The sequence below is a fragment of the Nocardia sp. NPDC088792 genome (genome assembly GCF_044750615.1).
Classification (GTDB): Bacteria; Actinomycetota; Actinomycetes; order Mycobacteriales; family Mycobacteriaceae; genus Nocardia.
Genome location: NZ_JBIVKC010000005.1, coordinates 822,810 through 845,374, shown reverse-complemented (window position 1 = coordinate 845,374; position 22,565 = coordinate 822,810). Strand labels below are relative to the sequence as shown.

Genomic DNA, 22,565 nt, shown 5'->3' with positions numbered 1-22,565 from the left:
CGACCCGTGCACAACCGCCCCGGGACTAGGCCGGAGGCTGCTCGCCCGACGGCGCTTCCGGCGCGGGTTCCGGGGCCGGTTCGGCCGGCGCTTCCGCGGGCTCGGCCGGAGCCGCTGCCGCCTCGGCGGGAGCTGCCGCCGGAGCCGACTCGTCGGTCGGGATGGCGTGCTTCACCGCTTCCGCACCCTTGTCGATCTGCGCGTCGTACTTGCCGCCGGTCTTCTCCTTGATGGCCGCACCGGCCTTGTCCACCGCCTGCTCGATTTTATCGGCGTTCTGGGCCGCCACTTCCTTGCCCTTGCCGACCAGTCCCTTGAGGGAATCAACAAAACCCACAGCCCTGCTCCTCTCACTCTCGGTCTTCGGTCACTGGCGAACATCTTCCCACCACGAATCCCGTGGTGGGAGGCCAATCGGGTCGATCCGCTGGCCCGGCTTCGGCACGGCGATGCGTGTCCCCGCCTCCTGGGCGGCGGCCACCAACCTCTGGACCGGTTCGGACCAGCCGTGGAAGGCCAGATTGAAGGTCGCCCAGTGGATCGGCACCAGCACCCCGTACCCGGGGTCGCCGACACACAGATCCGAGTGCGCCCGCACCGCCTCCTCCGGATTCATGTGAATGTCGGGCCAGTGCTTGTCGTAGGCGCCGATGGGCAGCAGGGTCAGATCGAACGGGCCCAGCCGGGCGCCCGCCTCCGCGAAGGCCTTGGTGTATCCGGTGTCGCCGCCGAAGTAGACCCGCCGGGTCGGACCGCTGATGGACCACGACGCCCACAGCGTCGTATTACGCACCAGGCCACGGCCGGAGAAGTGCCGCGCCTCCGAACAGGTGATCACCAGATCGGTGCCGTCCCCGCGATCCCGGTCCAGTTCGGACAGCGAAACCGAAGCGGCCCAATCCAATTCGACAATACGGTCCTCGGGCACCTGCCAGTGCCGCAGATGCGCGCCGATACCGATCGGCACGATGAACACGGCCTGCTGGGTGGCCACCAGCCCGTCCACGGTCTCACGGTCCAGATGGTCGTAGTGGTCGTGCGAGATGAGCACGGCATCCAGCGGCGGCAGCTCCTCCAGCGGCGACGGCACCGGATGCAACCGGGCCGGCCCCACCAGCGCGGACGGCGAAACCCGTTCGCTCCACACCGGATCGGTGAGCACGCGGTAGCCGTCCACCTCCACCAGGCAGGTGGCGTGCCCGTACCAGGTGACCGCCAGCTCCCCGGCCTGCTCCGGCAGCGCCGGCCGCTCCAGCGGGATCACGCCCGGCGGGCGGCCGTGATTGCGCTGGGTCGCCAGCTGATACAGCACCTCCACCATCGAACCCGAGATCTGCGTGCTCGGTTCGGTGTTGTGGAACTGCCGATTGCGATAGGTGGTCGCGCCGCGCGCGGTCGGCGCGATCGCCGATACCGACGCACCCATGGCGGAGGGAATCCCCCATGCCGCCCGGACCAACCAGGAAATACCGAAAGTACCCGCAGCCATACCTAACAGTCTCCGCGGATTCATCCCCATGCGCTTCCTGTTCATCGGCCGGCGAATTTCGCCGGGCGCTTCTCCAGCCGGGCCACCCGCGCCTCCTGGGCATCCGCGCTGGACCAGGCCGCGGCCAGGGCCGCGGTCTGCTCCGGCGTGTCCAGGCCGCGGGTGTCGTCATCGTTGAACACCAGCTTCATATGCCGCAACGACAGCGGCGCCAGCTCGGCGATCTGCTTCGCCCACTCCTGGGCGTCGGCCAGGGTCCCGATCTTGTTGGCGAACCCGAACGCGTACGCGTCGGCCGCCTGGATCCGCTCCGCGCCCAGCAGCACCGTGCGCGCCGGACCCGGCCCGAGCAGGGCGGCCAGCCGCCGCACCGTCCAACGGTCAACGGAGATACCGAGTTTCGCGGCCGGAATGGCAATGAACGAGTCGGGCGTCATGACCCGTAGGTCCGACGCCAAGGCTAGTTGCACGCCCGCGCCGAACGCCCCGCCATTGATCGCCGAGATCACCGGCACCGGCACCGTCTCGATGGTGCGCAGCATGCCGAGCAACCCGGACAGGAAACTGTCCGAATACACCCCGTCCAGATCCGCGCCCGCGCTGAACAACGGGCCCTGGCCGGTCAGCACGATCACCCGCGCGACCGTGGCCGCGTCCGCTATCGCCGCACGCAGCTCCCCGACCAGCTCCTCATTGAGTGCGTTCCGGCGTTCCGGACGCTGCAGTTCGATGGTGACGACCTCGCCATCGCGGCTGATACCGAGCATTTGCCCTTCCCCACTGTGCTGCCTACCCATGGTCAACCCCACTCTAAGCGCGCGTAACGTCGGGCCCGTGACAGCAACACCCGATGTCGACATCCTCGTGATCGGTGCGGGGCAGGCCGGACTCTCCGTCGGCTACCACCTGAAACGGCTCGGATTACGGCCCGAACAGGACTTTCTCATTGTCGACCACGCCCCGGCGCCCGGCGGGGCCTGGCAGTTCCGGTGGCCTTCTTTGACATTGAGCACAGTGAATCGGGTGCACGATCTGCCGGGGATGTCGTTCGCCGAAACCCTGCCCGACGGATCGGAGAACGCGCAGGCCGCGACCGCCGTACCGCACTACTTCGCGCTCTACGAGAAGACCTTCGACCTGCGGGTGCACCGGCCCGTCTCGGTGACCGTCGTCTGCGACCGGGCCACCACCGCCACCTGCCCGAATGCCGAAGTGGACGGACTGCTGCACGCCGAGGTGAAACCCGGCGACCCGATCCGCACCCGCGGCCTGGTCAATGCCACCGGCACCTGGGACAAACCCTTCATCCCCTACTACCGCGGCGCCGAGACCTTCACCGGACGGCAACTGCACGCCCACGACTACCACAGCGCAACGGAATTCGCGGGCAAGCAGGTGGTCGTGGTCGGCGGCGGGATCACGGCCATCCAACTGCTGGACGAGATTTCGGAGGTCGCCGGCACCACCTGGGTAACCCGGCGCGAACCCGTCTTCCGCACCGGCGAATTCGCGGCCGAGGACGGGCGGCGCGCGGTCGCCATGGTCGAGGACCGGGTCCGGCGCGGGCTACCGCCGGGATCGGTGGTGTCGGTGACCGGGCTACCGGAGAACGACCGGATCCGCGCGGCCCGGGAACGCGGTGTGCTGCAACGGCATCCGATGTTCGCGGAGATCGAGCCGGAGGGTGTCCGCTGGGCCGACGGGACGTTTCAGCGGGCCGACGTGATCCTGTGGGCCACCGGATTCCGCAGCGCCCTGGATCATCTCGCGCCGCTGCGACTCCGCGGACTGGGCGGCGGCATCACCATGACCGGACGGCTCGCCACCCAGGTCGCCGCCGATCCGCGGATCCACCTCATCGGCTACGGACCCTCCGCCAGCACCATCGGGGCAAATCGGGCAGGGCGGGCGGCCGCCGTGGAACTGACCGAATACTTAGGGATTCGGACAGCGGCGCACTAGACGGGCGCGTCCATATCGAAGGTATCCGGATCGCCGCCCTGCCGGCCGTCCTTGTCGATCGCGGCGATCTGCGTCATCTCGCGGCCGGTCAGCTCGAAATCGAAGACCGCCAGGTTCTCCGCCATGCGGGACGGGGTCATGGATTTCGGGATGGCCACATTGCCGAGCTGCATATGCCAGCGCAGGATGATCTGCGCCGGCGTGCGCTCATACTTCGCCGCGAGACCGATGATCACCGAATCATTGAATTCCGTGCCACGACCCAGCGGACTCCACGCCTCGGTGACGATGCCGTGCAGCGCATGGAAGGCACGCAACTCGGCCTGCGAGTAGTAGGGGTGCAGCTCGACCTGATTGACGGCGGGCGTCTCACCGGTCTCGGCCATCACCCGCTCCAGATGCGCCTTGGTGAAGTTCGACACTCCGATGGAGACCACGCGGCCCTGACGCTTGAGCGCCTGCAAGGCCCGGAAGGTATCGACGTACAGGCCCGCCGACGGGACCGGCCAGTGGATCAGGAACAGATCGAGGTACTCGAGGCCCAGCCGCTTCAGGCTGGTATCGAACGCCCGCATGGCGGAGTCGTAACCCTGATCAGCATTCCAGAGCTTGGTGGTGACGAAGACCTCGTCGCGTGGGAGCCCGGACTCCGCGACGGCCCGGCCCACCTCTTCCTCATTGCCGTAGAACGAGGCGGTGTCGATGCTGCGGTAGCCGAGCTCCAGAGCGGTGTGAATGGTGCCCACGGCCTCGTCACCGACGACCTTGTACACACCGAACCCCAGCTTCGGCATGACCTGGCCGTCATTGAGGACGATCGCGGGGATATCGCTGGTCTCACTGCGGTAAGTCACCACTCCGACCGTAGCACCAGAAAGGGGTCAGTTAACTCTCAGCAGACAGTCCCAGGCGGCGGTAACGGCGGTGCCGATCGGCCACCAGCTTCTCCACCGGAGTCGCGGTGAGGGCGGCCAGCTCCTCCGCGATGGCCTCCACCATGCGCAAAGCGAAATCGACCGGTTCATCCGCCGCATCCGGGTACTCGTGCACGATCCGATCCACGATGCCGTCGGCCTTCAGATCCGAGGCGCGAATGCGCTGTGCGGCTGCCAGTTGCGGGGCGTGGAAGGTATCGCGGTAGACGATGGCGCTCGCGCCCTCCGGCGGCAGCGGCGCCAGCCAGCCGTTCGCCGCCGACAGCACCCGATCGCACGGCAGCAGGGCGAGCGCGCCACCACCACTGCCCTGACCCAGCAGCACCGACACCGTCGGAGTATCGAGGGTGACGAGATCGGCTATGCAGCGGGCGATTTCGGGAGCCAGGCCACGCTCCTCGGCCTCCCGGGACAGGGACGCCCCCGCGGTATCGATGACCAGCACCAGCGGAACCCGGAGTTCGGCGGCCAGATGCATGCTGCGGCGCGCTTCCCGCAGGGCGGCCGGGCCCATGGTGTTGTCGGGCGACTGACCCGCGCGGTCGTGACCGAACACGATGCAGGGCTGACCGCGGAACCGGGCCAGCGCGTGCACGATCGTGCGATCCAGCTCCCCTTGTCCGGTGCCGGACAACGGAACTCGCTCGGTGGCGTGCCGCAGCAGCTCGCGAGTACCCGGTCGATCGGCACGCCGGGAAATGAGGACCGACTGCCAGGCGTGCACGTCCAGGACGTCCAGCAATGCGGGCCCCTCCTCGTGTCCGGCCAGGAAGTCGCCCACCCCATTACTGGATTCGTTTGGGTCGCTTTCCTTTTCCGGCAGCGGCAGCGGACCGTCCAGGAAGACCGTGAGCGCGCGATGCACGATGCGGCGGAAGACCGGGACCGGCACCACACCGTCGATGACGCCGTTGCGGTATAGGTTCTCGGCCGTCTGCACGCCCTCAGGAAAACTGCGGCCGTACAACGCCTTGTACACCCGCGGCCCCAGGAACCCGATCAAGGCCCCCGGCTCCGCAAACGTCATGTGCCCCAGCGAACCCCAGGACGCGAACACCCCGCCCATGGTCGGATTGCGCAGGTACACCAGATACGGGTGCCCCGCCGCCTTGTGCGTCGCGATGGCGCCGGCGACCTTCACCATCTGCACGAAAGCGATTGTGCCCTCCTGCATCCGGGTACCGCCGGAGGTCGGCGAGGCCAGCAGCGGCAGCCCCTGCGCGGTGGCGCGCTCGACCGCGGACACGATGCGCTCCCCGGCGGCGATGCCGATCGAACCCGCGAGAAAACCGAACTCGCAGGCGACCACCGCAACCCGCCGTCCGCGCAGCAACCCCTCCCCGGTGAGCACCGATTCGTCGACGCCCGCCGTTGCCGCGGCAGCCTGCAGTTCCGCCTCGTACCTGGCGGACACAGGTACCGATACCGGCGGTCGATCCCAGCTCACGAACGAACCGGGATCGAGCAACTCGCCGAACAGTTCTCGCGCCGAGATCTTCACGGCGCGAGCTTAGCTTGCCGGTAGCCCTGCACCGCTCTACCAGAAGTCTTGCGTGCGACAGCTATGACCAGTAGCCCCGCACAGGTGAAACTAGTAGCCCTGCACGACCTTGCGCAGCGCGTACTCGGTGACGGCGACCAGGGCCTGCTTCACAGGCTCCCGGCGGCGCGCGTCGATGGAGAGGATCGGAACATCGGCCGGCACCGCGAGTGCCGCCCGAATGTCCTCGACCGGATACCGTGGCGCATCGTCGAACTCGTTGATCGCCACCAGGAAGGGTAGGTGCCGCGCCTCGAAGTAGTCGACGGCGGCGAAACTGTCCTCCAGCCGGCGGGTATCGACCAGCACCACCGCGCCGATGGCGCCGCGGATCAGGTCGTCCCACATGAACCAGAAGCGGTACTGACCCGGCGTACCGAACAGGTACAGCACCAGGTCGTCGGCCAGGCTGATACGGCCGAAATCCATGGCCACCGTGGTGGTGGCCTTCGACGGGACCCCGGTCAGGGAGTCCACGCCCACACTGGCATTGGTCACCAACGCCTCGGTGCGCAGCGGAACGATCTCCGACACGGCACCGACCAAGGTCGTCTTACCCACACCGAAGCCACCGGCCACCACGATCTTGGCCGACGTAGGCTTGCTGGTGCGGGTGTCGACGTGTGTCGTCGAATCAAATACGCCGGAGTCCACTGAGAACCCTTTCGATCAGCTCGCGACGTTCATCGTCGCTGGAATCGTCTTTCAATGTCGCCGATACCCGCACATGGCCGGCTTCGATGAGGTCGGCGACCAGCACCCTGGCGACCCCGATCGGGATACCCAGGCGTGCGGCAACTTCGGCAACCGACGGCGATTCTCTGCACAACTCCACGATTGACGTCTCGATGTTGGTGAGTTCGAACTGCCGCTCCAAGGCGACCGGATGCGATGCGACGAGCGCCTCCAAGGCGAGCTCCACCTTCGGCCGTGTCCGACCGGCCGTCAGTGAATAGGGGCGAACCAAGCTCGGTTCGGCGCTCCCTACGCGTTCGTTGTCTATGTCCATCCCGCCATCAGGAACCCATCGTGACGCGAGGTGTGGCCTGGACTGTCTGGCCCACCCGCTCGACCAACAACGCCATCTCGTATCCCACCTGTCCGATGTCACACGAGGTATTCGTCAGCACCGCGAGGTAGGAACCGTCACCGACCGCCATGAGCAGTAGGTAGCCGTGCTCCATCTCGACGACCGACTGCAACACGGTGCCACCTTCGAAAAGGTTCGACACACCCACCGAGAGGCTCGCGAGCCCCGCGGTCACCGCGGACAGCTGTTCGGCACGGTCCACTGGAAGCTGCGCACTCGCGGCCATGAGCAGGCCGTCCGCCGAAACGAGCACAGCATGCGCAACGCCGGGAACCTCATTGGCGAAGTTCGAAACCAGCCAATCCAGCTGACGCTTCGTTCCACCTAGATCGGGGTTCATCGGTCTCCTTTATCTCCGGTTAGGTTCATAGCTTTCATCGCGCGGCCATCCCGGACGCCCTGCTGGTGACGACTCAGACTTGACCTGATGGATTCTGGGTCCCGATGGGGTGCCTTGTCAGCGTTTCCGTTCACACCGCCGGGAACAAGTCGGTTACCCGGATCGCGTTGCGGCAGACCGGCCGCCGTCCGCTTGTCGGCCGCGGACTCCACCGCGCGCCGCGCGGCCTGCCAACCCTCGTCACCCGGTGATTCGAAGGAGTTGGCCACCTGGGACCGGTCGGCATTCGGATCGGACAACCACGCCGACATCATCTCGGCGAAGATCGGCGTGCCGCCCATGATCGGGTCACCGGCGTCGGCCGGCTGCAGCCGCGTCTGGAAGAACGAGGCGGCCTTCTGCGGATTCGAGCGGAAACTGTGCCGGCCCGGCTCCTTCACGCCATCCTCGGAACCATTCGGCGCCGCTCCACCACCCTGCGCCAGCCCGACGCCCGGAATCGGCGCCGGCCGCTGCGGCAGACCCGCACCCGGATCACGCTGCGGCAGCCCACCGGCCCCACGCTGCGGCAGACCCGGCGCGCCCGCACCCGGCTGCCGCTGCGGCAACCCACCCGCGGCGGGATCCCGCTGCGGGAGACCGGAGGCCGGATCACGCTGCGGCAAGCCACCTTGACCGGCTGCGGCCGGATCACGCTGCGGGAGACCGCCATCACGCTGTGGGAGACCGCCGGCCGCCGGATCACGCTGCGGCAAACCACCGGAAGCGGGATCACGCTGCGGCAAGCTGCCACCGAACGGCGACTCCGCCTGCGGCGCACCATTGCCACCCGGACTGCGACGCGGCAAACCCCCACCAGCGGGGTCCCGCTGCGGCAGACCACCGGAAGCCGGATCGCGCTGCGGCAAGCTGCTCAGACCATCACGCGGCGGAAGCCCGTGGCGGCCCGAATCGGTCAGACCATTGACGCCCGGATCGCGCTGCGGCAAACCACCATCGCGCTTGGGTAGACCACCCGCGGCCGGATCACGTTGCGGCAATCCACCACTGGCATCACGCTGCGGCAAACCGCCCGCCGCCGGATCACGACGGGTAGGACCGGAATCACGCTGCGGCAAGCCACCCTCACGCTGCGGCGCACCGCCGTCGCGCTGGGGCAAACCGCTGCCACCATCACGCTGCGGCAGGCCACCACTCGCGTCACGCTGCGGCAGGCCACCACTGGCATCGCGCTGTGGCAAACCACCTGCGGCCGGATCACGACGGGTCAGACCCGAATCACGCTGCGGCAACCCGCCACTCGCATCACGCTGCGGCAAACCGCCCGCCGCCGGATCACGACGGATCGGACCCGAATCACGCTGCGGCAAACCACCCTCACGCTGCGGCAACCCGATGCCGCCATCACGCTGCGGCAAGCCGCCCGATGCGGAATCCCGCTGCGGGAGGCCGTTACCCGGGCCACCATCACGCGTGGTGGCGGAAGAGTCGCGGGACGGTGCACCGTTCGCACCCGGCTCCCGCTGCGGCAACCCACCCGCGGCAGGCCGCTGCGGGAGACCCGAATTCGGATCCCGCGGCGCGCCGTTCGCACCCGGAGCGCCATTGGCGCCCGGATTGCGCTGCGCCGCTCCACCCCTCTGCGCTTGCCCACCAGCCGAGTCCCCGCGCTGCGGGAGTCCGACGGACGGGTTGGGGCCGCGCGGCGGCAGGCCGCCCGACTGGTTCTGTCCCGGCATCGAGCCCGGTCCACCCGGACCGCGCGGCGCCGGTCCTCCGCCCAGCGCTTGTCCGCCACCCTGGCCCGGTTCCCCCGGTCGCTGCGGCAGCGTGCCGCCGCCCTGGCGCTTGAGCATGTTCGCGGCGAGACCACCCCGCGGTGCGGCCGGGGCCTCGCCCGACTGCCGCGGCTGAAGGTTCGTTGCCGGCTGCGACTGCGGCGCGGCCGGACCGTGCGCACCCGGCTCGCGCTGAGGTAGGCCGCCGGGTCTGCCACCGCCCGGGGCCACCGGAGCGGCCACGGTGTGCTTCACGGTCGGGCCGTTCACGCCCGGCTGCCGCTGCGGCAGTCCGCCACCCGGCCCGGAGATACCCGGCGCCGCGGCGCCCGGATTGCGCTGCGGCAGACCGGTGGCCGCACTCGCGGCGGCCGGAGCCGGAGCGGCGGGAGCCGGCGGCGCGGACACGGACGGTGCCGCGTTCGCCGGAATCGGCCCGCTCACACCCGGATCCACGGTGACCATCACATTGCCGGTCGCCGTACGGGTGACCGCACGCATCTGCATGGAGGACGGCGCGCCCGCCTGATTGCCCGCACCCTGCGGCGCGGCGGCCGGATCCGGATTCTGCGTCATCGGATTCGGCTGCGGCGGCACCGAGATCGCGCCGCCCTGCGCCACGATCAGCGGCTTGGGCACGTGCACGGTCACGGTCACACCGGGATCGCGCGCGGTGTCGAAGGTCGGGCGCAGCCGCACGGTCAACCCGTGCCGCTCGGCCAACCGGCCGACCACGAACAGACCCATGTGGCGGGCGGTATCCGGACCGACCTCGGCCACTGCTTCCAAGCGCCGGTTGATCTCGGCCATTTCGGACGGCGGCATACCGATACCGCGGTCCGCGACCTCGATGAGCAGGCCCTGATCGTGCGCCTGCGCGAAGGTGAACTTGACGTCCGTCTCCGGCGGCGAGGCGCGCAGCGCGTTGTCCAGCAGCTCGGCGAACAGGTGCGCCATATCGGAGGCGGCCGGTTCGACCAGCGAACCACGCGGCGTCGCACCCAGTTTGACGCGCTCGTAGTCCTCGACCTCGGAGATGGCGGCCCGCAGCACGTCGGCGATCTCGACCGGCGCCGACTTGGTGCGGCGCTGTTTGGTGCCAGCCAGAATCAGCAGGTTGTCACCGTTACGGCGCATACGCGCGGCGAGATGATCCAGGCGGAAGAGGTTTTCGAGCAGGCGCGGGTCCTTCTCGTCGTACTCCATCGCCTCGATGAGCGAGAGCTGGTGATCGACGAGCGATTTGGATCGGCGGGCCAGGGTCTCGAACATGTCGTTGACCTGGGTACGCATGGCGGCCTGGTCGGCGGCCAGGCGCAGCGCCTGCCCGTGGATATCGTCGACGGCGCGGGCCAGCTGGCCGATCTCCTCGTCGGTGTGCACCGGCATCGGTTCCAGCGGAACCTCTTCCGGGTCGGCGCCCTCACGCAGGGCGGCGACCTCCTGTCCCAGGTCGTATTCGGCGACGCGCAGGGCGGCCAGGCGCAGACGGCGCAGCGGCACGATCATCGCGCGCGCGATCAGCACGGCCAGCGCCAGCGCGCCCAGAATGGTGGCGATGACGATGATGGAGTAGCGGATGGCGCCCGAACGCGCCTGCGCGGCCAGATCATCCACGCGGGACACGATGTCCTTGGTGGAGTTGGTCGCAATGCTCTGATAGTTGTCGATACTCGCGACCAGCGAGTCCTTCAGATCCGACACCGGCAGCTGCCCGGCCTGCGCCTGCGGGCCGTTGACCAGCTGCACGCGATTGTCGGCGCCCTTCTGCAGATCCGAGATGATCGGGTCGCCATCCTTGAAGCGGTGCGCGAGCACGGCCAGCATCTGGCGCTCGGTGTTCACCGCGATCTGGATGTCCTTCAACCCGTCCTTGGGGTTGTTGCGTAGCGCCTCGGCCATGCCGGCGACCTCGTTGAACAGCATCCAGCGGGCGTTCAGCGAGTCGACCAACTGCAGTTTGGACTGGTCCACGCTCTTGTCGGCGATGCTGGAGACGATGTTCTCCACCGTCTTCACGCTGTCGCCGCGGATCTTCTCTTCCTGCGCGACCGTGTCCGGAATCGACGCGGAGGGCGCCAGACCCTGGGCCCGGATCGCCTTGGCGCCCACGATCATCTCGTCGAGCGCGGCCCGCGCGCTCGGTACATCACTCAGCCGGGACGCCGCCTTCTCGGCGAACTGGATTGCGGTATCCAACTGCGCGAGTTCGGGATCGGACGTCATCGATTGATTGGCGCCCAACATGACCATCTGACCGGAGGCCACCTGGCCCGCCGACGCACTCAAACCCGTGATCGCCGGGATGACCCCGACGTGATCGACCGCCGTCGAGAGCCGGCTGGAGTCGGCGAATTCCGCCGAGATCCTGGACGCACCCAGCACCACCGCGACCAGCAGCGGCACGGCGAGCACCGCCGTAACCTTCCAGCGCAGGTCCCAGTTGCTCAGCGCCCAGCGCTTATTGCTGCCGGACCTAGCGGCGTCGCGCATCTCCCACTCACTTTCCAAACTGGCCCAAGCCACGCGCCATCAGCGAGCCTCCGCGATCGCACGCTGGGCTCGACAGACAGAGCTGGCCGAGAACTGCGGCTGGCCGAGAAATTGCGTCCAAGACGGCCGAAATATGTGACATGCGATTCTAACGGATCAATAACTTCTTGTGTGACTTCTTGGCAACCACCGGGCTCTGACCTGCCGATTCCAGGCAAAATCAAAGGTCGCGGCGTCCGCCCGGACGTCGCGTGAAGTCTGCCACAATCAGGCAGATCTATCGAGGCGGGCATCGAGGCGGAGCTAGGGAGTCACGGGGTTGAACGCGAAGCAGGAGTATCGGCCGGCCTATCAGGTCAGCCTGGTCGATCCCTCGGAGTTCTGGCGCACCGCGGCCGAGTTCATCAGCTGGGATGTGCCTCCCACGCAGATTCTCGACACCACGGCCCGCCCGACGGCTCGGTGGTTTCCCGATGCTCGCCTCAACACCTCCTACAACGCGCTGGATCGGCATGTGCGCGAGATCACACCCTCGGAGGAATCGACCGGCGGTCACGAGGGCGGTCGCGCTGATCAGCCCGCCCTAATATACGACTCCGCTATGACAGGCGCCAGGCGCGTCTATACATATGCCGAGTTGCTGGACGAAGTTGCCCGATTTGCCGGATCCATGCTGCGCCTTGGTGTTCGGACCGGCGATCGCGTCGTCATATATATGCCGATGATTCCCGAAGCCGTGGTCGCCATGCTCGCCTGCGCCCGCATCGGGGCCGTGCACTCGGTGGTCTTCGGCGGGTTTGCCGCCCCCGAACTCGCCGCCCGCATCGACGACGCCGAACCTGTGCTCATCATCACAGCGTCAGGGGGGCTGGAACCCGGCCGCCGCATCGAATACCCGCCGATCGTGCTGCAGGCCCTCGACCTCGCCGCCACCACCGCACCCCGCACCGTGCTGGTGAAGCAGCGCGAAGGCTTCCCCACCATTCGTTTCTCCGCCGAACAGGCCGCCACCGAACACCTGCCCGCCTCCTCGGAGACCGTGGCCGCCCGCTGGCTCGACTGGGAGGACGCGGTCCGCGACGCCGAACCCGCCGCGCCCGTCTCCCTCGCCGCGACCGATCCGCTGTACATCCTCTACACCTCCGGGACCACCGGTAAGCCCAAGGGCGTGGTGCGCGACAACGGCGGGCATGCGGTCGCGCTCGCCTGGTCGATGCGCAATATCTATGACGTGCACGCCGGGCAGGTCATGCTGACGACCTCCGATATCGGCTGGGTCGTCGGGCATTCCTATATCGTCTACGCGCCGCTGCTGGTCGGGGCGACAACCGTGCTCTACGAAGGCAAACCGATCGGTACGCCCGATCCCGGCACCTTCTGGCGGCTCGTCGACGACTACAAGGTCGACGTGATGTTCACCGCACCGACCGCGCTGCGCGCCATCCGCCGCGCCGACCCGGACGCCGAATTCGCCCACCGGCGTGACCTGTCCACCCTGCGCGCCCTCTTCTGCGCCGGTGAACGCCTCGACCCCACCACCTACGAATGGGCGCGCGACACCCTGCTCGCCGACCGGACCGACTGCCCGGTGGTCGACCACTGGTGGCAGACCGAGACCGGCTGGCCCATCTGCGCCAATCCGCTCGGACTGCAACCACTTCCGATCAAGCCCGGCTCGTCCTCGGTGCCCGTGCCCGGATATCGGCTGCGAGTACTGGATTCCGAGGGCAATGCGGTCGCCCCCAATACCGAAGGAAACATCGTCATCGGGCTGCCGCTGCCGCCCGGCACACTGACCACGCTGTGGCGTGACGACGCCCGCTACGAACGCTCCTATCTCTCCGCCTATCCCGGCCACTACCTGACCGGCGACTCCGGCTTCTTCGACGAGGACGGCTACCTGTTCGTCCTCGGCCGCAGCGACGACGTCATCAATATGGCCGGCCACCGGCTCTCCGCCGGCGGTATCGAGGCCGCCATCGCCGGGCATCCGGCCGTGGCCGAGACCGCGGTCGTCGGCATTCCCGACGAACTCAAGGGCCAGCGGCCCATCGGTTACGTGGTGCTCAAGACCGGGATCGATATCGACGCCGCCGTGCTGCGCGCCGAGATCATCGAGCGGGTGCGCCAGCGCGTCGGATCCATCGCCACCCTCTACGACGTGGTCGCCGTGACCGCCCTGCCCAAGACCCGCTCCGGAAAGATCCTGCGCCGCACCATGCGTCAGATCGCGGCGGGCGACGAGTACGAGGTCCCGCCCACCATCGAGGACTCGGCCATGCTCCCCACCTTGGAAAAGCAGATCCGCGATGCCGTCACAGTGATGGAAGACCGCGAACGCATCGCCGCCGCCGAATCCTCCGCCGCCCTGACCATGCCCCTCCGCCGCATCGACCTCCCCCACCCCGACGGGAATCCCACACCGCCGGTCGGGGATTCGTCGGTCACCGGCTAGCCTCACTGTTTTCTCAGAGTCCGTTCATCAGTGCCCTATCGGCATGCCCTACCGTCGGGCAGGCGCGGATCATCCGCGTGCCAGACCGATCTGGAAAGGCCTGATGAATGAGTTTCATGCGTAATCGGCGGACGGCAGCGGCACTGGGCGCGGGGGCGCTCGCCTCGCTCGCCATCGCGCTGGTGCCCGCCACGGCGTCCGCGAGCCCCGCGGATCTGCTGTCGCCGCTGCTCGACACCTCCTGCAGCTTCGCCCAGGTCGACGCCGCGCTGCACGACAAGGCCCCGGCCATCGCCTCGTACCTGGACCAGAACCCCGACACCAAGGCCCAGATCAAGGCCAAGTTCGACGAATCGCCCGAGCAGCGCAAGGCCGACGTGCAGGCGTACATCGACGCCAACCCGGACGCCGCGAACAAGGCCCAGAGCGACCCGCGGGCCGGCGGCCTCGCCGCCACCGTTCAGCAGGTCGCCGACTCGTGCCACAACTACTGAGCTAGCGGCTGCCAGAATGGAGTCCGTGGTCGAACGCGGTGAGTTACCTACGGTCCTTGTCGTCGACGACGACGAGGATGTCCTGGCATCCGTCGAACGCGGACTCCGGCTGTCCGGCTTCAAGGTGGTGATCGCCAGAGACGGCGCGGAGGCGCTGCGCTCGGTCACCGAGCAATCCCCCGACGCCATCGTGCTCGATATGAACATGCCCGTGCTGGACGGCGCGGGCGTGGTCACCGCCCTGCGGGCCATGGGCAACGAGGTTCCCATCTGCGTGCTGTCGGCGCGCAGCTCCGTCGACGACCGCATCGCCGGACTCGAATCCGGGGCCGACGACTATCTGGTGAAACCGTTCGTGCTCGCCGAACTGGTGGCGCGCATCAAGGCGCTGCTGCGCCGCCGCACCGACGTGCCGGCCTCCACCATCCCCGGCGCCCTCACCGTCGGCCCCCTCGAGGTCGATGTGGCCGGTTACCGGGCTTTGCTGCACGGTCGCGAAATCGAGCTCACCAAAAGGGAATTCGAGTTGCTGTCCACCCTGGCGCGCAGTACGGGCGTGGTGCTGAGCCGCGAACGACTGCTGGAACTGGTGTGGGGCTACGATTTCGCGGCCGATACCAATGTGGTGGACGTCTTCGTCGGATATCTGCGCCGCAAGCTGGAGATCGACGACACCCCGCGGCTGTTGCACACCATTCGCGGTGTCGGATTCGTGTTACGCGCGCCGAAATGACGCAGCGCCGATGAAAAGACGCCGCCACTCCTATTCCCTGCGCACCAGGGTCGCCGGTGCGGCGGCGCTGGGCGCGACAATCATTGTGGCCGTGCTCAGTTGGGTCACCATCTCCGCCATCGAACGCAACAATCTCACGCAGGCGGATCAGCAGCTGGCGGTGTCCTCGCGCGTGGTGCTGCTCGAACCCGTTCTCTCCGTGACGGTGCTGAACATCCTCGGCGCCAATAACACAATGGCATTGACGGTGCGCAATGCCGACGGTTCCGTGGTCAGCACCGCGACGCAACTGCCGGCCGAACCGGTCGGAAATCACACCGCCACCGTGGGCGGAAATACCTTCCGGATACTCACCACCACCGAGAACCAGCCAACGGGACGCATTGTCTCGCTGGGCATTCCGACCACCGAAACCGATCGGGCCACCGCGCAGCAGCGGCGCTTCGTACTGTTCGCGGCGGTGGCGGCGGTCGCGGCCGCGGCCGGGCTGGGCTGGCTGTTCGGCGGCCGGGCGGTGCGGCCCATCGTGCTGCTCACCCACGCGGTGGACCAGCACGGGCCCAATGGCGAGCCGGGCGCCCCACTGCCCGTGGACGGTTCGGGCGTGAAGGAGGCCGACAAGCTGTCCGAGGCGGTCAACACCATGCTGGAGCGCGTGGACGTGGCGCAGACCGAAACCGCCGCCGCGCTGGAGACCGCCCGCGACTTCGCCGCCGTCTCGGCGCACGAACTGCGCACCCCGCTCACCGCCATGCGCACCGACCTGGAAGTGCTCAGCACCCTCGACCTGGACGAGGCGCAACGCCGGGAAATCCTGAACGACCTGCAGCGCGGGCAGAAACGCGTGGAGAACACGCTCGGCGCGCTGGAACGACTCGCCGCCGGAGATCTCAGCAACCAGCGCGACCACGTCGCCACCGATGTCGCCGAACTCTGCGATGCCGCCGCCCACGACGCCATGCGGCACTTCCCCGCTCTGAAGGTGAGCATCGACACCGACGCGGAACTGATCACCCGCGGCCTGCCCACCGGGCTTCGGCTGGCCGTCGACAATGCGCTCACCAATTCCGCGCGGCACGGCGGGGCCACCCTGGCCATCGTGTCGGCGCATCGGAATCCGTTCGGGTTCATCGTGATCGCCGTCGACGACAATGGGCGGGGTATTCCGACGGCGGAACGCGCGGCCGTGTTCGAACGCTTCTTCCGGGGCAGCCAGGCCGCCAAGGGCGGGTCCGGGCTAGGGCTCGCGCTGGTCGCGCAGCAGGCACAATTGCACGGCGGCCGGGCCTATTTCGAGGACAGCTGGCTCGGCGGCGCCCGGCTGGTGCTGGAGCTCCCCGATCGGCCCAGGCCCTGAGCGAACTCAGCCCTTAGCGAACTCTCAGACAATCATCAGAGGTACGGATAATCCGTACCCGTACGGTCTGAACGGTGTTCGGAAAACGTACCCGCTGGGCCCTGATCGTTCTGCTCGTCGCAGCCGTGGTTGCCGCGGGTGCCGTCGGATATCTGCGCCTCGCGAAATCACCCACAGGCATCGCACTCGTCAACCACGACACCGGACCGCAGGGCGCGAAGATCGCGAAAGCCCTGCAGGACAACGGGACCCAGTGGCATGTGGTCGGGACGGCGAGCACCGCCGACTACGCGGCCGTCATCACCCTGCCCGCCGACCTGTCCGCCGACATCACCTCGCTGGCCACCGATAAACCGCAGAAGGCGCAGGTCACGGTGGAATCAGCGCGCCGCGCCGACAAGGACACGGTGAACGACGCGGTCAACGACGTCACCAAGCGCATCAGCGCGGCCGGACTGGACAGCCTCTTCACCGCCATGAACACTGCCCGCGGCCAGGTTTCGCAGGTCCAGTTCACCTCGCAGCTGCTCAACGCGGGCGTGCAGGCCGCCGCCGACAGCGCGGGCCAGTTCCAGGGCGGGGCCGGGCAGATGCTGGACTTCCTGCAGCAGGCGAAAGCCGGTGCGGGACAGCTGACCTCGGGTATCGATGCTCTGAACGGCACCCTCGGCGCGGCCACCACACAGGCGAATCAGCTGGCCACCGCGCTGGATTCGACCGGGGTCACCATCGGCCAGGTCAGCAATGCGGCGAGCGGGCTGAGCACCGGGCTGAACCTGGTGCTGCCGCTACTGCAGGCGCTGCCCTTCGCGAACGATCCGCAACTGGCGCCGATCATCACCCAGCTACAGGGCTTGCAGACCATCGCGAATCAGGCGAACGCCCAGTTGTCCGGTTTCGCGAATCTGACCGGAACGCAGCTCACTTCGGATACGCAGGTCGGGCAGTTGTTGCGCGATGCCGCGGGCAAATTGACCGAGGCAAGCGTCCAACTGAATCAGGGTGCGCAGCTGGCGCAGAGCATCCCGCAGATCGCCGATACCGCGAGCACCGAGCTGACGGCCGCGCTGCAGGCGATGACCGGTGGGGTCGGGCAGTTGCAGACGGTGTCGAACAACTTGGGTAAGCAGGCAAATCAGGCACTGCAGGCGCTGCCGCAGCGCGGAGTGCAACAGCAGGCGGCGATTTCATCGGTGCTGACCGATCCGGTGGAGATCGTTCGCAAATAACGTTCGCAAATAGTTGGCAACAATCGGCGGTTCGTCCGGATAGGATTGCGTCCGGATTGCTCTAATCGACCCGTTTCACCAGGTTCACCGACGGTACCGGAGAGGAAACGATCGTGAGCATGTTGCTGGCCGCGCACGACATGTACGGCTCGGTCCTGGCCCAGATGGGCAACCCCACCGCCGAAACCCCACCCATGGCGGACAAGATGATGAAGATGTTCCGCTACTTCACCTGGTTCACCCAGATGTCCGGCATCGCCGCCATCACCTACGGCGGCGGACGCTTCGCCTGGGAGAAGTGGGGCGGCGGCTCCGCCTCCCCCAAGATGATCGCCAACGCCATGGTCGGCGGCGCCACCGCCACCAGCGCCGGCACCATCATGAACGCCGTCGTCGGCTCCTGAGCGGTACCCCCGCCCCGGCCGACCACCGGCCCCGCGCCCCTGATCCCCTCCCGGGGATTCGGGGCGCTGCCAATTCCGGCCCCGGCCCACGCACACCCACCCCGCCGCCGGAGACCCGTGGCCGCGCGACCACCGACCCCTCCGCAAGAACGATCGAGGCCACGGCGTGCGCCGGCGCCCGCACTCACCGCTCGATCGGGCCCGTCCCGGACCGTACGACACCATCGGCCATCCCACTCCCACACAGCCCGGGCCCGCCGCGCGTTTACGCGCGCGGCAGCAACTCCCCACCACCGATCGAGCCCGCCGCCCATCACGCCCGCGGCAGCAACCTCCTCCAATTGCGATCGGGCCCGCCGCGCATACTTGCGCGGCGGGCCCGAATCTTGTTGCGCGAGTGGCGCAATGGGTCAGTTCACGACGTCCAGCAGGTCGATGATGAAGACCAGGGTCTTGCCGGAGAGGTGGTGGCCCGCGCCGGCCGGGCCGTAGGCCAGCTGCGGCGGGATGGTGAGCTGGCGGCGGCCGCCGACCTTCATGCCCGGAATGCCGTCCTGCCAGCCCTGGATCAGGCCACGCAGCGGGAAGGTGATGGACTCGCCACGGCTCCACGACGAGTCGAACTCCGCGCCATTGTCGAACTCGACGCCCACGTAGTGGACATCGACGGTGTCGCCCGGCTTGGCCTCTGCGCCGTCGCCGACGACGAGGTCCTTGATCACGAGCTCAGCGGGCGCCGGGCCATCCTGGAACTCGACTTCGGGCTTGGTCATGGATAGTCCTCTTCGTTAGGGAACGATTGTTATCACCTTATGCCGCGTGACCCACGGCATAACTCAGGGGCTCGGCCCGTGCCGGGGCCGGCCCCACGCCGATCCGGGCGAGCCGGTGGCCAGGTCCCTATTACCCCGCCGCGCGACCGGGCAACCATCGAGCGGCACAATTCACAGCCGTGGCCCACTTGATCGACATCGACGACCCCGCCGATCCGCGGGTCGCCGACTTCCGCGACCTCAACAATGCCGACCGGCGACCCGACCTGCCCGGCGGCAAGGGCCTGGTCATCGCCGAGGGCGTGGTGGTGGTGCAGCGCATGCTGGCCTCCCGGTTCACCCCGTTCGCGCTGCTCGGCGTGGAACGCCGCCACGAGCAGCTCGGGGACGATCTGGCCGGGGTGGAGGTGCCGTATTACCGGGCCACCGCGGAGGTGATGGCGGAGATCGTCGGTTTCCACCTGAACCGGGGTGTGCTGGCCGCGGCGCACCGGCCGCGCGAGTTCGGCGCCGAAGAGGTGCTGGCTACCGCGCGCACGGTGGCCGTGCTGGAGGGCGTGAACGATCACGAGAACATCGGCTCGATCTTCCGCAATGCGGCGGGCCTCGGCGCGGACGCGGTGCTGTTCGGCGACCGCTGCTCCGATCCGCTGTACCGGCGCTCGGTGCGGGTGTCCATGGGCCATGTGCTGCGGGTGCCTTTCGCGCAGCTGCCGCCGCTGCCGGACGGCCTGGATATCTTGCGCCGCAATGGATTCCAGACCATCGCACTCACCCCGAACCCGAAGGCGGACACCCTCGCCGCCGCCATGACCGGCGACAAGGTGGCGCTGCTGCTGGGTGCGGAAGGTCCCGGCCTCACCGAGGAGACCATGGCCGCCAGCGATATTCGTGCCCGCATACCCATGACACCGGGCACCGATTCGCTTAATGTGGCCACCGCTGCCGCCATGGCCTTCTACGAGAGAGTGCGAGCACAGTGAGTCATCCGCCGGACGGACCCTACGGTTACGGATACTCCGAGCCCACCCCGTGGGCGACCGGGATCACCGTCGCCGTGCTCGTGGCCGCGCTCGCCACCTGCGGCGTCTACGCGTTCGGCGCCGCGCTGGCGCATGTGCATCCGCTGTTGTCGATAGCGGTGAACCTGATCGCGGTGGGCGGTGCGGCGCCGACGGCGTGGCGCTGGCGCTTCGCCCCGGTGACGCGGTGGGTGATCGCCGGGCTGGCGGCGGGCGTGCTGTGCGCGTGGCTGGCGCTCATCCTGCCGGCGCTGTTCCACTGATACCGGGCGCGAGGCCGATCCGGCTCCGCGTCAGCCGTATTCGATCACGTCAGGAGACGCGGTCGTGGCCGCGCAGCCAGCCGAACAGGCCGCGTTTGCCATTGTGTTCCAGCTCCGGTTCGGGTGCGGCCTCGGGTTCCGGTGCTTCGCCCTTGGGGAACAGCGAGAAGCCGCACACCTGAATCTCTTCGGAGTCCAGGGCCTCGGCGGGGGTCTTACCGCGGTAGCGGAAGCCGAGCCATACCTCGTTGGCGGCGTCGGCGAAGTCCGGTGGATCGAACGGCAGCAGTTGCGGATCGGGCAATTCACCCGGTTGCAGTTCGATGGGATGGTCGCCCGCCCAGTAGGGCCGCTCCCAGACCCGCGGCAGCCCTTCGTCCTCCAGGATATTGACCCGGGTGGCGCTGAAGGAGCGCCGGAATTCGCCGCGCTCCCAATGCGCGAACGCACCCCAGCCGAGGGACAGGTCGTAGGAGATCAGGAAGGTGTGCTCGGAGGCGAGCGGGCGGACCAGCAGCTCCGGCAGTTTGGTGGGCCGCGGCAGCGCGGCCTGGGTGGAGCAGACGACGGTCACGCCGGGATAGCAACCGATGTAGACGGATTCGGGATCGGGTCCCGCCCAGACTTTCATGGTGCCGGACGCGGCGGGGACCACATCGCGATCCGGATTGAGCTGGCGCGCCAGGGCCCACGCGGCCTCCGGATCGGGGCCCGGGTGTTCGCGCAGGACGGAAACCGGATCGGAGGCGTCGACGTACCAGATCGATGACACTGTGGACGGCACCTACGTCACCTCCCGAAGTCATTGCATACGAGCTGGCAACTCTTGAGCAACATGGGGCGGCCGTGGCACGGCGTCGGCAGGAGGTCGGCCCTGCGTGCACCGCCACCACAATTGAATCTACCCCGGACGACAGCCGAAATGTCGCTGTTGCGCAAGCGGGTTCCCGGCGCGGCGCGACAATCCCCGGACCGCCGGGCTCAATTCACTAGCAAACTCTCAGTGACCGGAGCTGCGCACGCCTAGGAGCACGTCCTCCCAGGACGGCATGGGCGCCTTGCCACCGCGCTTGGCGCGATTGGCCTTCTGCGCGTTCGGCTTGGGCGCCGACTGCGCCGGAGCCTCGGCGTCGGCGGACGCCGATTCGGACGCGGCGGCGGGCGCCTGCGCCGCGGCAGGAGCAGCGGTCGGCGGAGTCGCGGGTGCGGGCGCCGGAACCGCGGGCGCCGCAGCCGAAGCGGTCACGGCCGGGCTCGACTGTGCCGCGGCCGGAGCCGGGGCCGAATGCGCCGGAGCCGCAGGCTCTTTCGGGGCGGCGGGCGCGGTAGCGGATTCCTTGGGCGCGACCGGGGCCGGAGCCGCGGCCGTCACCGCGGGCACGGTGCCGTCACCCACCGCGGCGCGCTGCTCGAAATACGCGGCCGGCGCCTGCTGATTCGCGACCCGCGCGGTCTGCTGCGAGGGGACGCGCGTGGGCGCGGGCTCGTAGTCGGCCACTCGCTCCTCGCGCGGGGCGGGTGCGTGAATAGTGCTGCCGGCGGACACGATCGGCTCGGGAGCGGCCGGTTCGTTCTGCGCGGGCAGGATGGTCGCCAGCCCGCGCAGGGCGCGGCCGAAGTCGGGATCGATCAGGTCGGAGGCCGGATCGTCGAGGGGCACCACCGAGCCGCCGTGCGCGTCGGGCTGGTAGCGCCAGTGCGCGGCGATCACGGAACGGCCCGCCTGCCACTGCAATTGGGCCACCCAGTAGCCCTTTTCGTCCTTCCAGGCGTCCCATTCGGCGACCTCGATGGTGTGGCCGCGCTCCGCGAACGCCGCGGACACGATTTCGATGAGGGTCTCGATGGCCGGGCCGTCATTGCGGACCGGGTGCGCCTTCTGTGCCAGTTCGGCGGCCCGCGCGCGCTCCAACAACACCGGATAGGCGAAACGCTCCACCCGGGAGAGCGGCATGCCGGACTCTTCGGTCACCTGCTCGACCGAGGCGCCGGCGCGGATACGGGCCTGGATATCGCGTGGACGCATCGTGGCTTCCATTTCGATCTCGATCTGGCCGAATCGGGCAAGGTCTCCACGGGCGGCGGCGCGCAGTTTATCGTCGGCGGGCAGCCGGTACTTCTGGCCGGTCTCGGTATCGATGCACACGATGTGCGCGGAATCGGGCGTCAATCCGATTACTCGAAGTTCACGCACCGTTACCTCCTTAT

General features: G+C 68.3%; 21 protein-coding genes. 9 read left to right on the top strand and 12 right to left on the bottom strand.

Annotated features, from left to right (window positions below):
• Nucleotides 1-25 precede the first annotated feature (25 nt).
• The 3 genes from ACIP5Y_RS36160 to ACIP5Y_RS36150 are packed head-to-tail and all read right to left on the bottom strand — an operon-like array spanning nt 26 to nt 2,256.
• Entirely contained in the window at nt 26-337 is a 312-nt protein-coding gene (locus tag ACIP5Y_RS36160; protein ID WP_400356865.1) for an antitoxin, read from the bottom strand.
• A 30-nt stretch (nt 338-367) separates the two neighbouring features.
• Nucleotides 368-1,513 (bottom strand): MBL fold metallo-hydrolase, encoded by a 1,146-nt coding sequence (locus ACIP5Y_RS36155; RefSeq protein WP_400356864.1) that lies wholly within the window; start codon nt 1,511-1,513, stop codon nt 368-370.
• 17 nt (nt 1,514-1,530) lie between these two features.
• Nucleotides 1,531-2,256 (bottom strand): enoyl-CoA hydratase, encoded by a 726-nt coding sequence (locus ACIP5Y_RS36150; protein ID WP_400356863.1) that lies wholly within the window; start codon nt 2,254-2,256, stop codon nt 1,531-1,533.
• A gap of 28 nt (nt 2,257-2,284) precedes the next feature.
• Here ACIP5Y_RS36150 and ACIP5Y_RS36145 point away from each other — a divergent pair, with 28 nt between their 5' ends.
• Nucleotides 2,285-3,451 carry an NAD(P)-binding domain-containing protein gene (locus tag ACIP5Y_RS36145; protein ID WP_400356862.1) on the top strand — a complete coding sequence of 389 codons (1,167 nt, stop codon included), beginning with the start codon at nt 2,285-2,287 and terminating at the stop codon, nt 3,449-3,451.
• Here the strand turns inward: ACIP5Y_RS36145 and ACIP5Y_RS36140 are convergent.
• From ACIP5Y_RS36140 to ACIP5Y_RS36115, 6 genes are all read right to left on the bottom strand, one after another.
• A complete protein-coding gene (locus ACIP5Y_RS36140) occupies nt 3,448-4,305 on the bottom strand; it encodes an aldo/keto reductase (protein ID WP_400356861.1) in 858 nt (285 codons plus the stop codon). The genes ACIP5Y_RS36145 and ACIP5Y_RS36140 overlap by 4 nt on opposite strands.
• Before the next feature lie 31 nt (nt 4,306-4,336).
• Entirely contained in the window at nt 4,337-5,887 is a 1,551-nt protein-coding gene (locus tag ACIP5Y_RS36135; protein WP_400356860.1) for a carboxyl transferase domain-containing protein, read from the bottom strand.
• Nucleotides 5,888-5,977: 90 nt separating this feature from the next.
• Nucleotides 5,978-6,580: a GTP-binding protein gene (locus ACIP5Y_RS36130; protein WP_397006127.1), complete on the bottom strand. Its 603-nt coding sequence runs from the start codon at nt 6,578-6,580 to the stop codon at nt 5,978-5,980.
• Complete coding sequence (locus ACIP5Y_RS36125) at nt 6,561-6,935, bottom strand: DUF742 domain-containing protein (RefSeq protein WP_067531005.1); 375 nt, start codon at nt 6,933-6,935, stop codon at nt 6,561-6,563. Before ACIP5Y_RS36125 ends, ACIP5Y_RS36130 begins: the two co-directional genes overlap by 20 nt.
• 7 nt (nt 6,936-6,942) lie before the next feature.
• Nucleotides 6,943-7,356 (bottom strand): roadblock/LC7 domain-containing protein, encoded by a 414-nt coding sequence (locus ACIP5Y_RS36120; protein WP_029930951.1) that lies wholly within the window; start codon nt 7,354-7,356, stop codon nt 6,943-6,945.
• On the bottom strand, nt 7,353-11,627 hold the full coding sequence (locus tag ACIP5Y_RS36115; protein ID WP_400356859.1) for an ATP-binding protein: 4,275 nt from the start codon (nt 11,625-11,627) through the stop codon (nt 7,353-7,355). Before ACIP5Y_RS36115 ends, ACIP5Y_RS36120 begins: the two co-directional genes overlap by 4 nt.
• Before the next feature lie 319 nt (nt 11,628-11,946).
• On the opposite strand from ACIP5Y_RS36115, the gene ACIP5Y_RS36110 reads away from it, so the two are divergent.
• The 6 genes from ACIP5Y_RS36110 (at nt 11,947) to ACIP5Y_RS36085 (ending at nt 18,299) form a co-directional block, all read left to right on the top strand.
• The gene (locus ACIP5Y_RS36110) at nt 11,947-14,082 is read left to right on the top strand and encodes an AMP-binding protein (protein WP_400356858.1); all 2,136 of its coding nucleotides are present in this window, start codon (nt 11,947-11,949) and stop codon (nt 14,080-14,082) included.
• 116 nt (nt 14,083-14,198) lie between these two features.
• Nucleotides 14,199-14,576, top strand: coding sequence for a hemophore-related protein (locus tag ACIP5Y_RS36105; RefSeq protein ID WP_400356857.1), 378 nt, complete (start codon nt 14,199-14,201; stop codon nt 14,574-14,576).
• Between the two features lie 25 nt (nt 14,577-14,601).
• On the top strand, nt 14,602-15,309 hold the full coding sequence (locus ACIP5Y_RS36100; protein ID WP_400356856.1) for a response regulator transcription factor: 708 nt from the start codon (nt 14,602-14,604) through the stop codon (nt 15,307-15,309).
• A gap of 10 nt (nt 15,310-15,319) precedes the next feature.
• Nucleotides 15,320-16,666, top strand: coding sequence for a sensor histidine kinase (locus tag ACIP5Y_RS36095; RefSeq protein WP_400356855.1), 1,347 nt, complete (start codon nt 15,320-15,322; stop codon nt 16,664-16,666).
• A gap of 74 nt (nt 16,667-16,740) precedes the next feature.
• Entirely contained in the window at nt 16,741-17,895 is a 1,155-nt protein-coding gene (locus ACIP5Y_RS36090; protein WP_400356854.1) for a YhgE/Pip domain-containing protein, read from the top strand.
• 119 nt (nt 17,896-18,014) lie between these two features.
• On the top strand, nt 18,015-18,299 hold the full coding sequence (locus ACIP5Y_RS36085) for a hypothetical protein (RefSeq protein ID WP_397007119.1): 285 nt from the start codon (nt 18,015-18,017) through the stop codon (nt 18,297-18,299).
• Between the two features lie 410 nt (nt 18,300-18,709).
• Here the strand turns inward: ACIP5Y_RS36085 and ACIP5Y_RS36080 are convergent, their stop codons facing one another.
• Nucleotides 18,710-19,072: an FKBP-type peptidyl-prolyl cis-trans isomerase gene (locus tag ACIP5Y_RS36080; protein ID WP_397006112.1), complete on the bottom strand. Its 363-nt coding sequence runs from the start codon at nt 19,070-19,072 to the stop codon at nt 18,710-18,712.
• 179 nt (nt 19,073-19,251) lie between these two features.
• On the opposite strand from ACIP5Y_RS36080, the gene ACIP5Y_RS36075 reads away from it, so the two are divergent.
• Both ACIP5Y_RS36075 and ACIP5Y_RS36070 read left to right on the top strand, forming a co-directional pair.
• Entirely contained in the window at nt 19,252-20,055 is an 804-nt protein-coding gene (locus tag ACIP5Y_RS36075) for a TrmH family RNA methyltransferase (RefSeq protein ID WP_400356853.1), read from the top strand.
• Nucleotides 20,052-20,357, top strand: a complete 306-nt coding sequence (locus tag ACIP5Y_RS36070) for a DUF2537 domain-containing protein (RefSeq protein WP_400356852.1) — start codon at nt 20,052-20,054, stop codon at nt 20,355-20,357. The genes ACIP5Y_RS36075 and ACIP5Y_RS36070 overlap by 4 nt, the downstream gene beginning before the upstream one ends.
• Nucleotides 20,358-20,406: 49 nt before the next feature.
• Here the strand turns inward: ACIP5Y_RS36070 and ACIP5Y_RS36065 are convergent, their stop codons facing one another.
• Together ACIP5Y_RS36065 and sepH are read right to left on the bottom strand one after the other, a co-directional pair.
• Entirely contained in the window at nt 20,407-21,141 is a 735-nt protein-coding gene (locus tag ACIP5Y_RS36065) for a DUF6928 family protein (RefSeq protein WP_400356851.1), read from the bottom strand.
• Between the two features lie 216 nt (nt 21,142-21,357).
• The gene (gene sepH, locus ACIP5Y_RS36060; RefSeq protein WP_400356850.1) at nt 21,358-22,551 is read right to left on the bottom strand and encodes a septation protein SepH; all 1,194 of its coding nucleotides are present in this window, start codon (nt 22,549-22,551) and stop codon (nt 21,358-21,360) included.
• Nucleotides 22,552-22,565 lie beyond the last annotated feature (14 nt).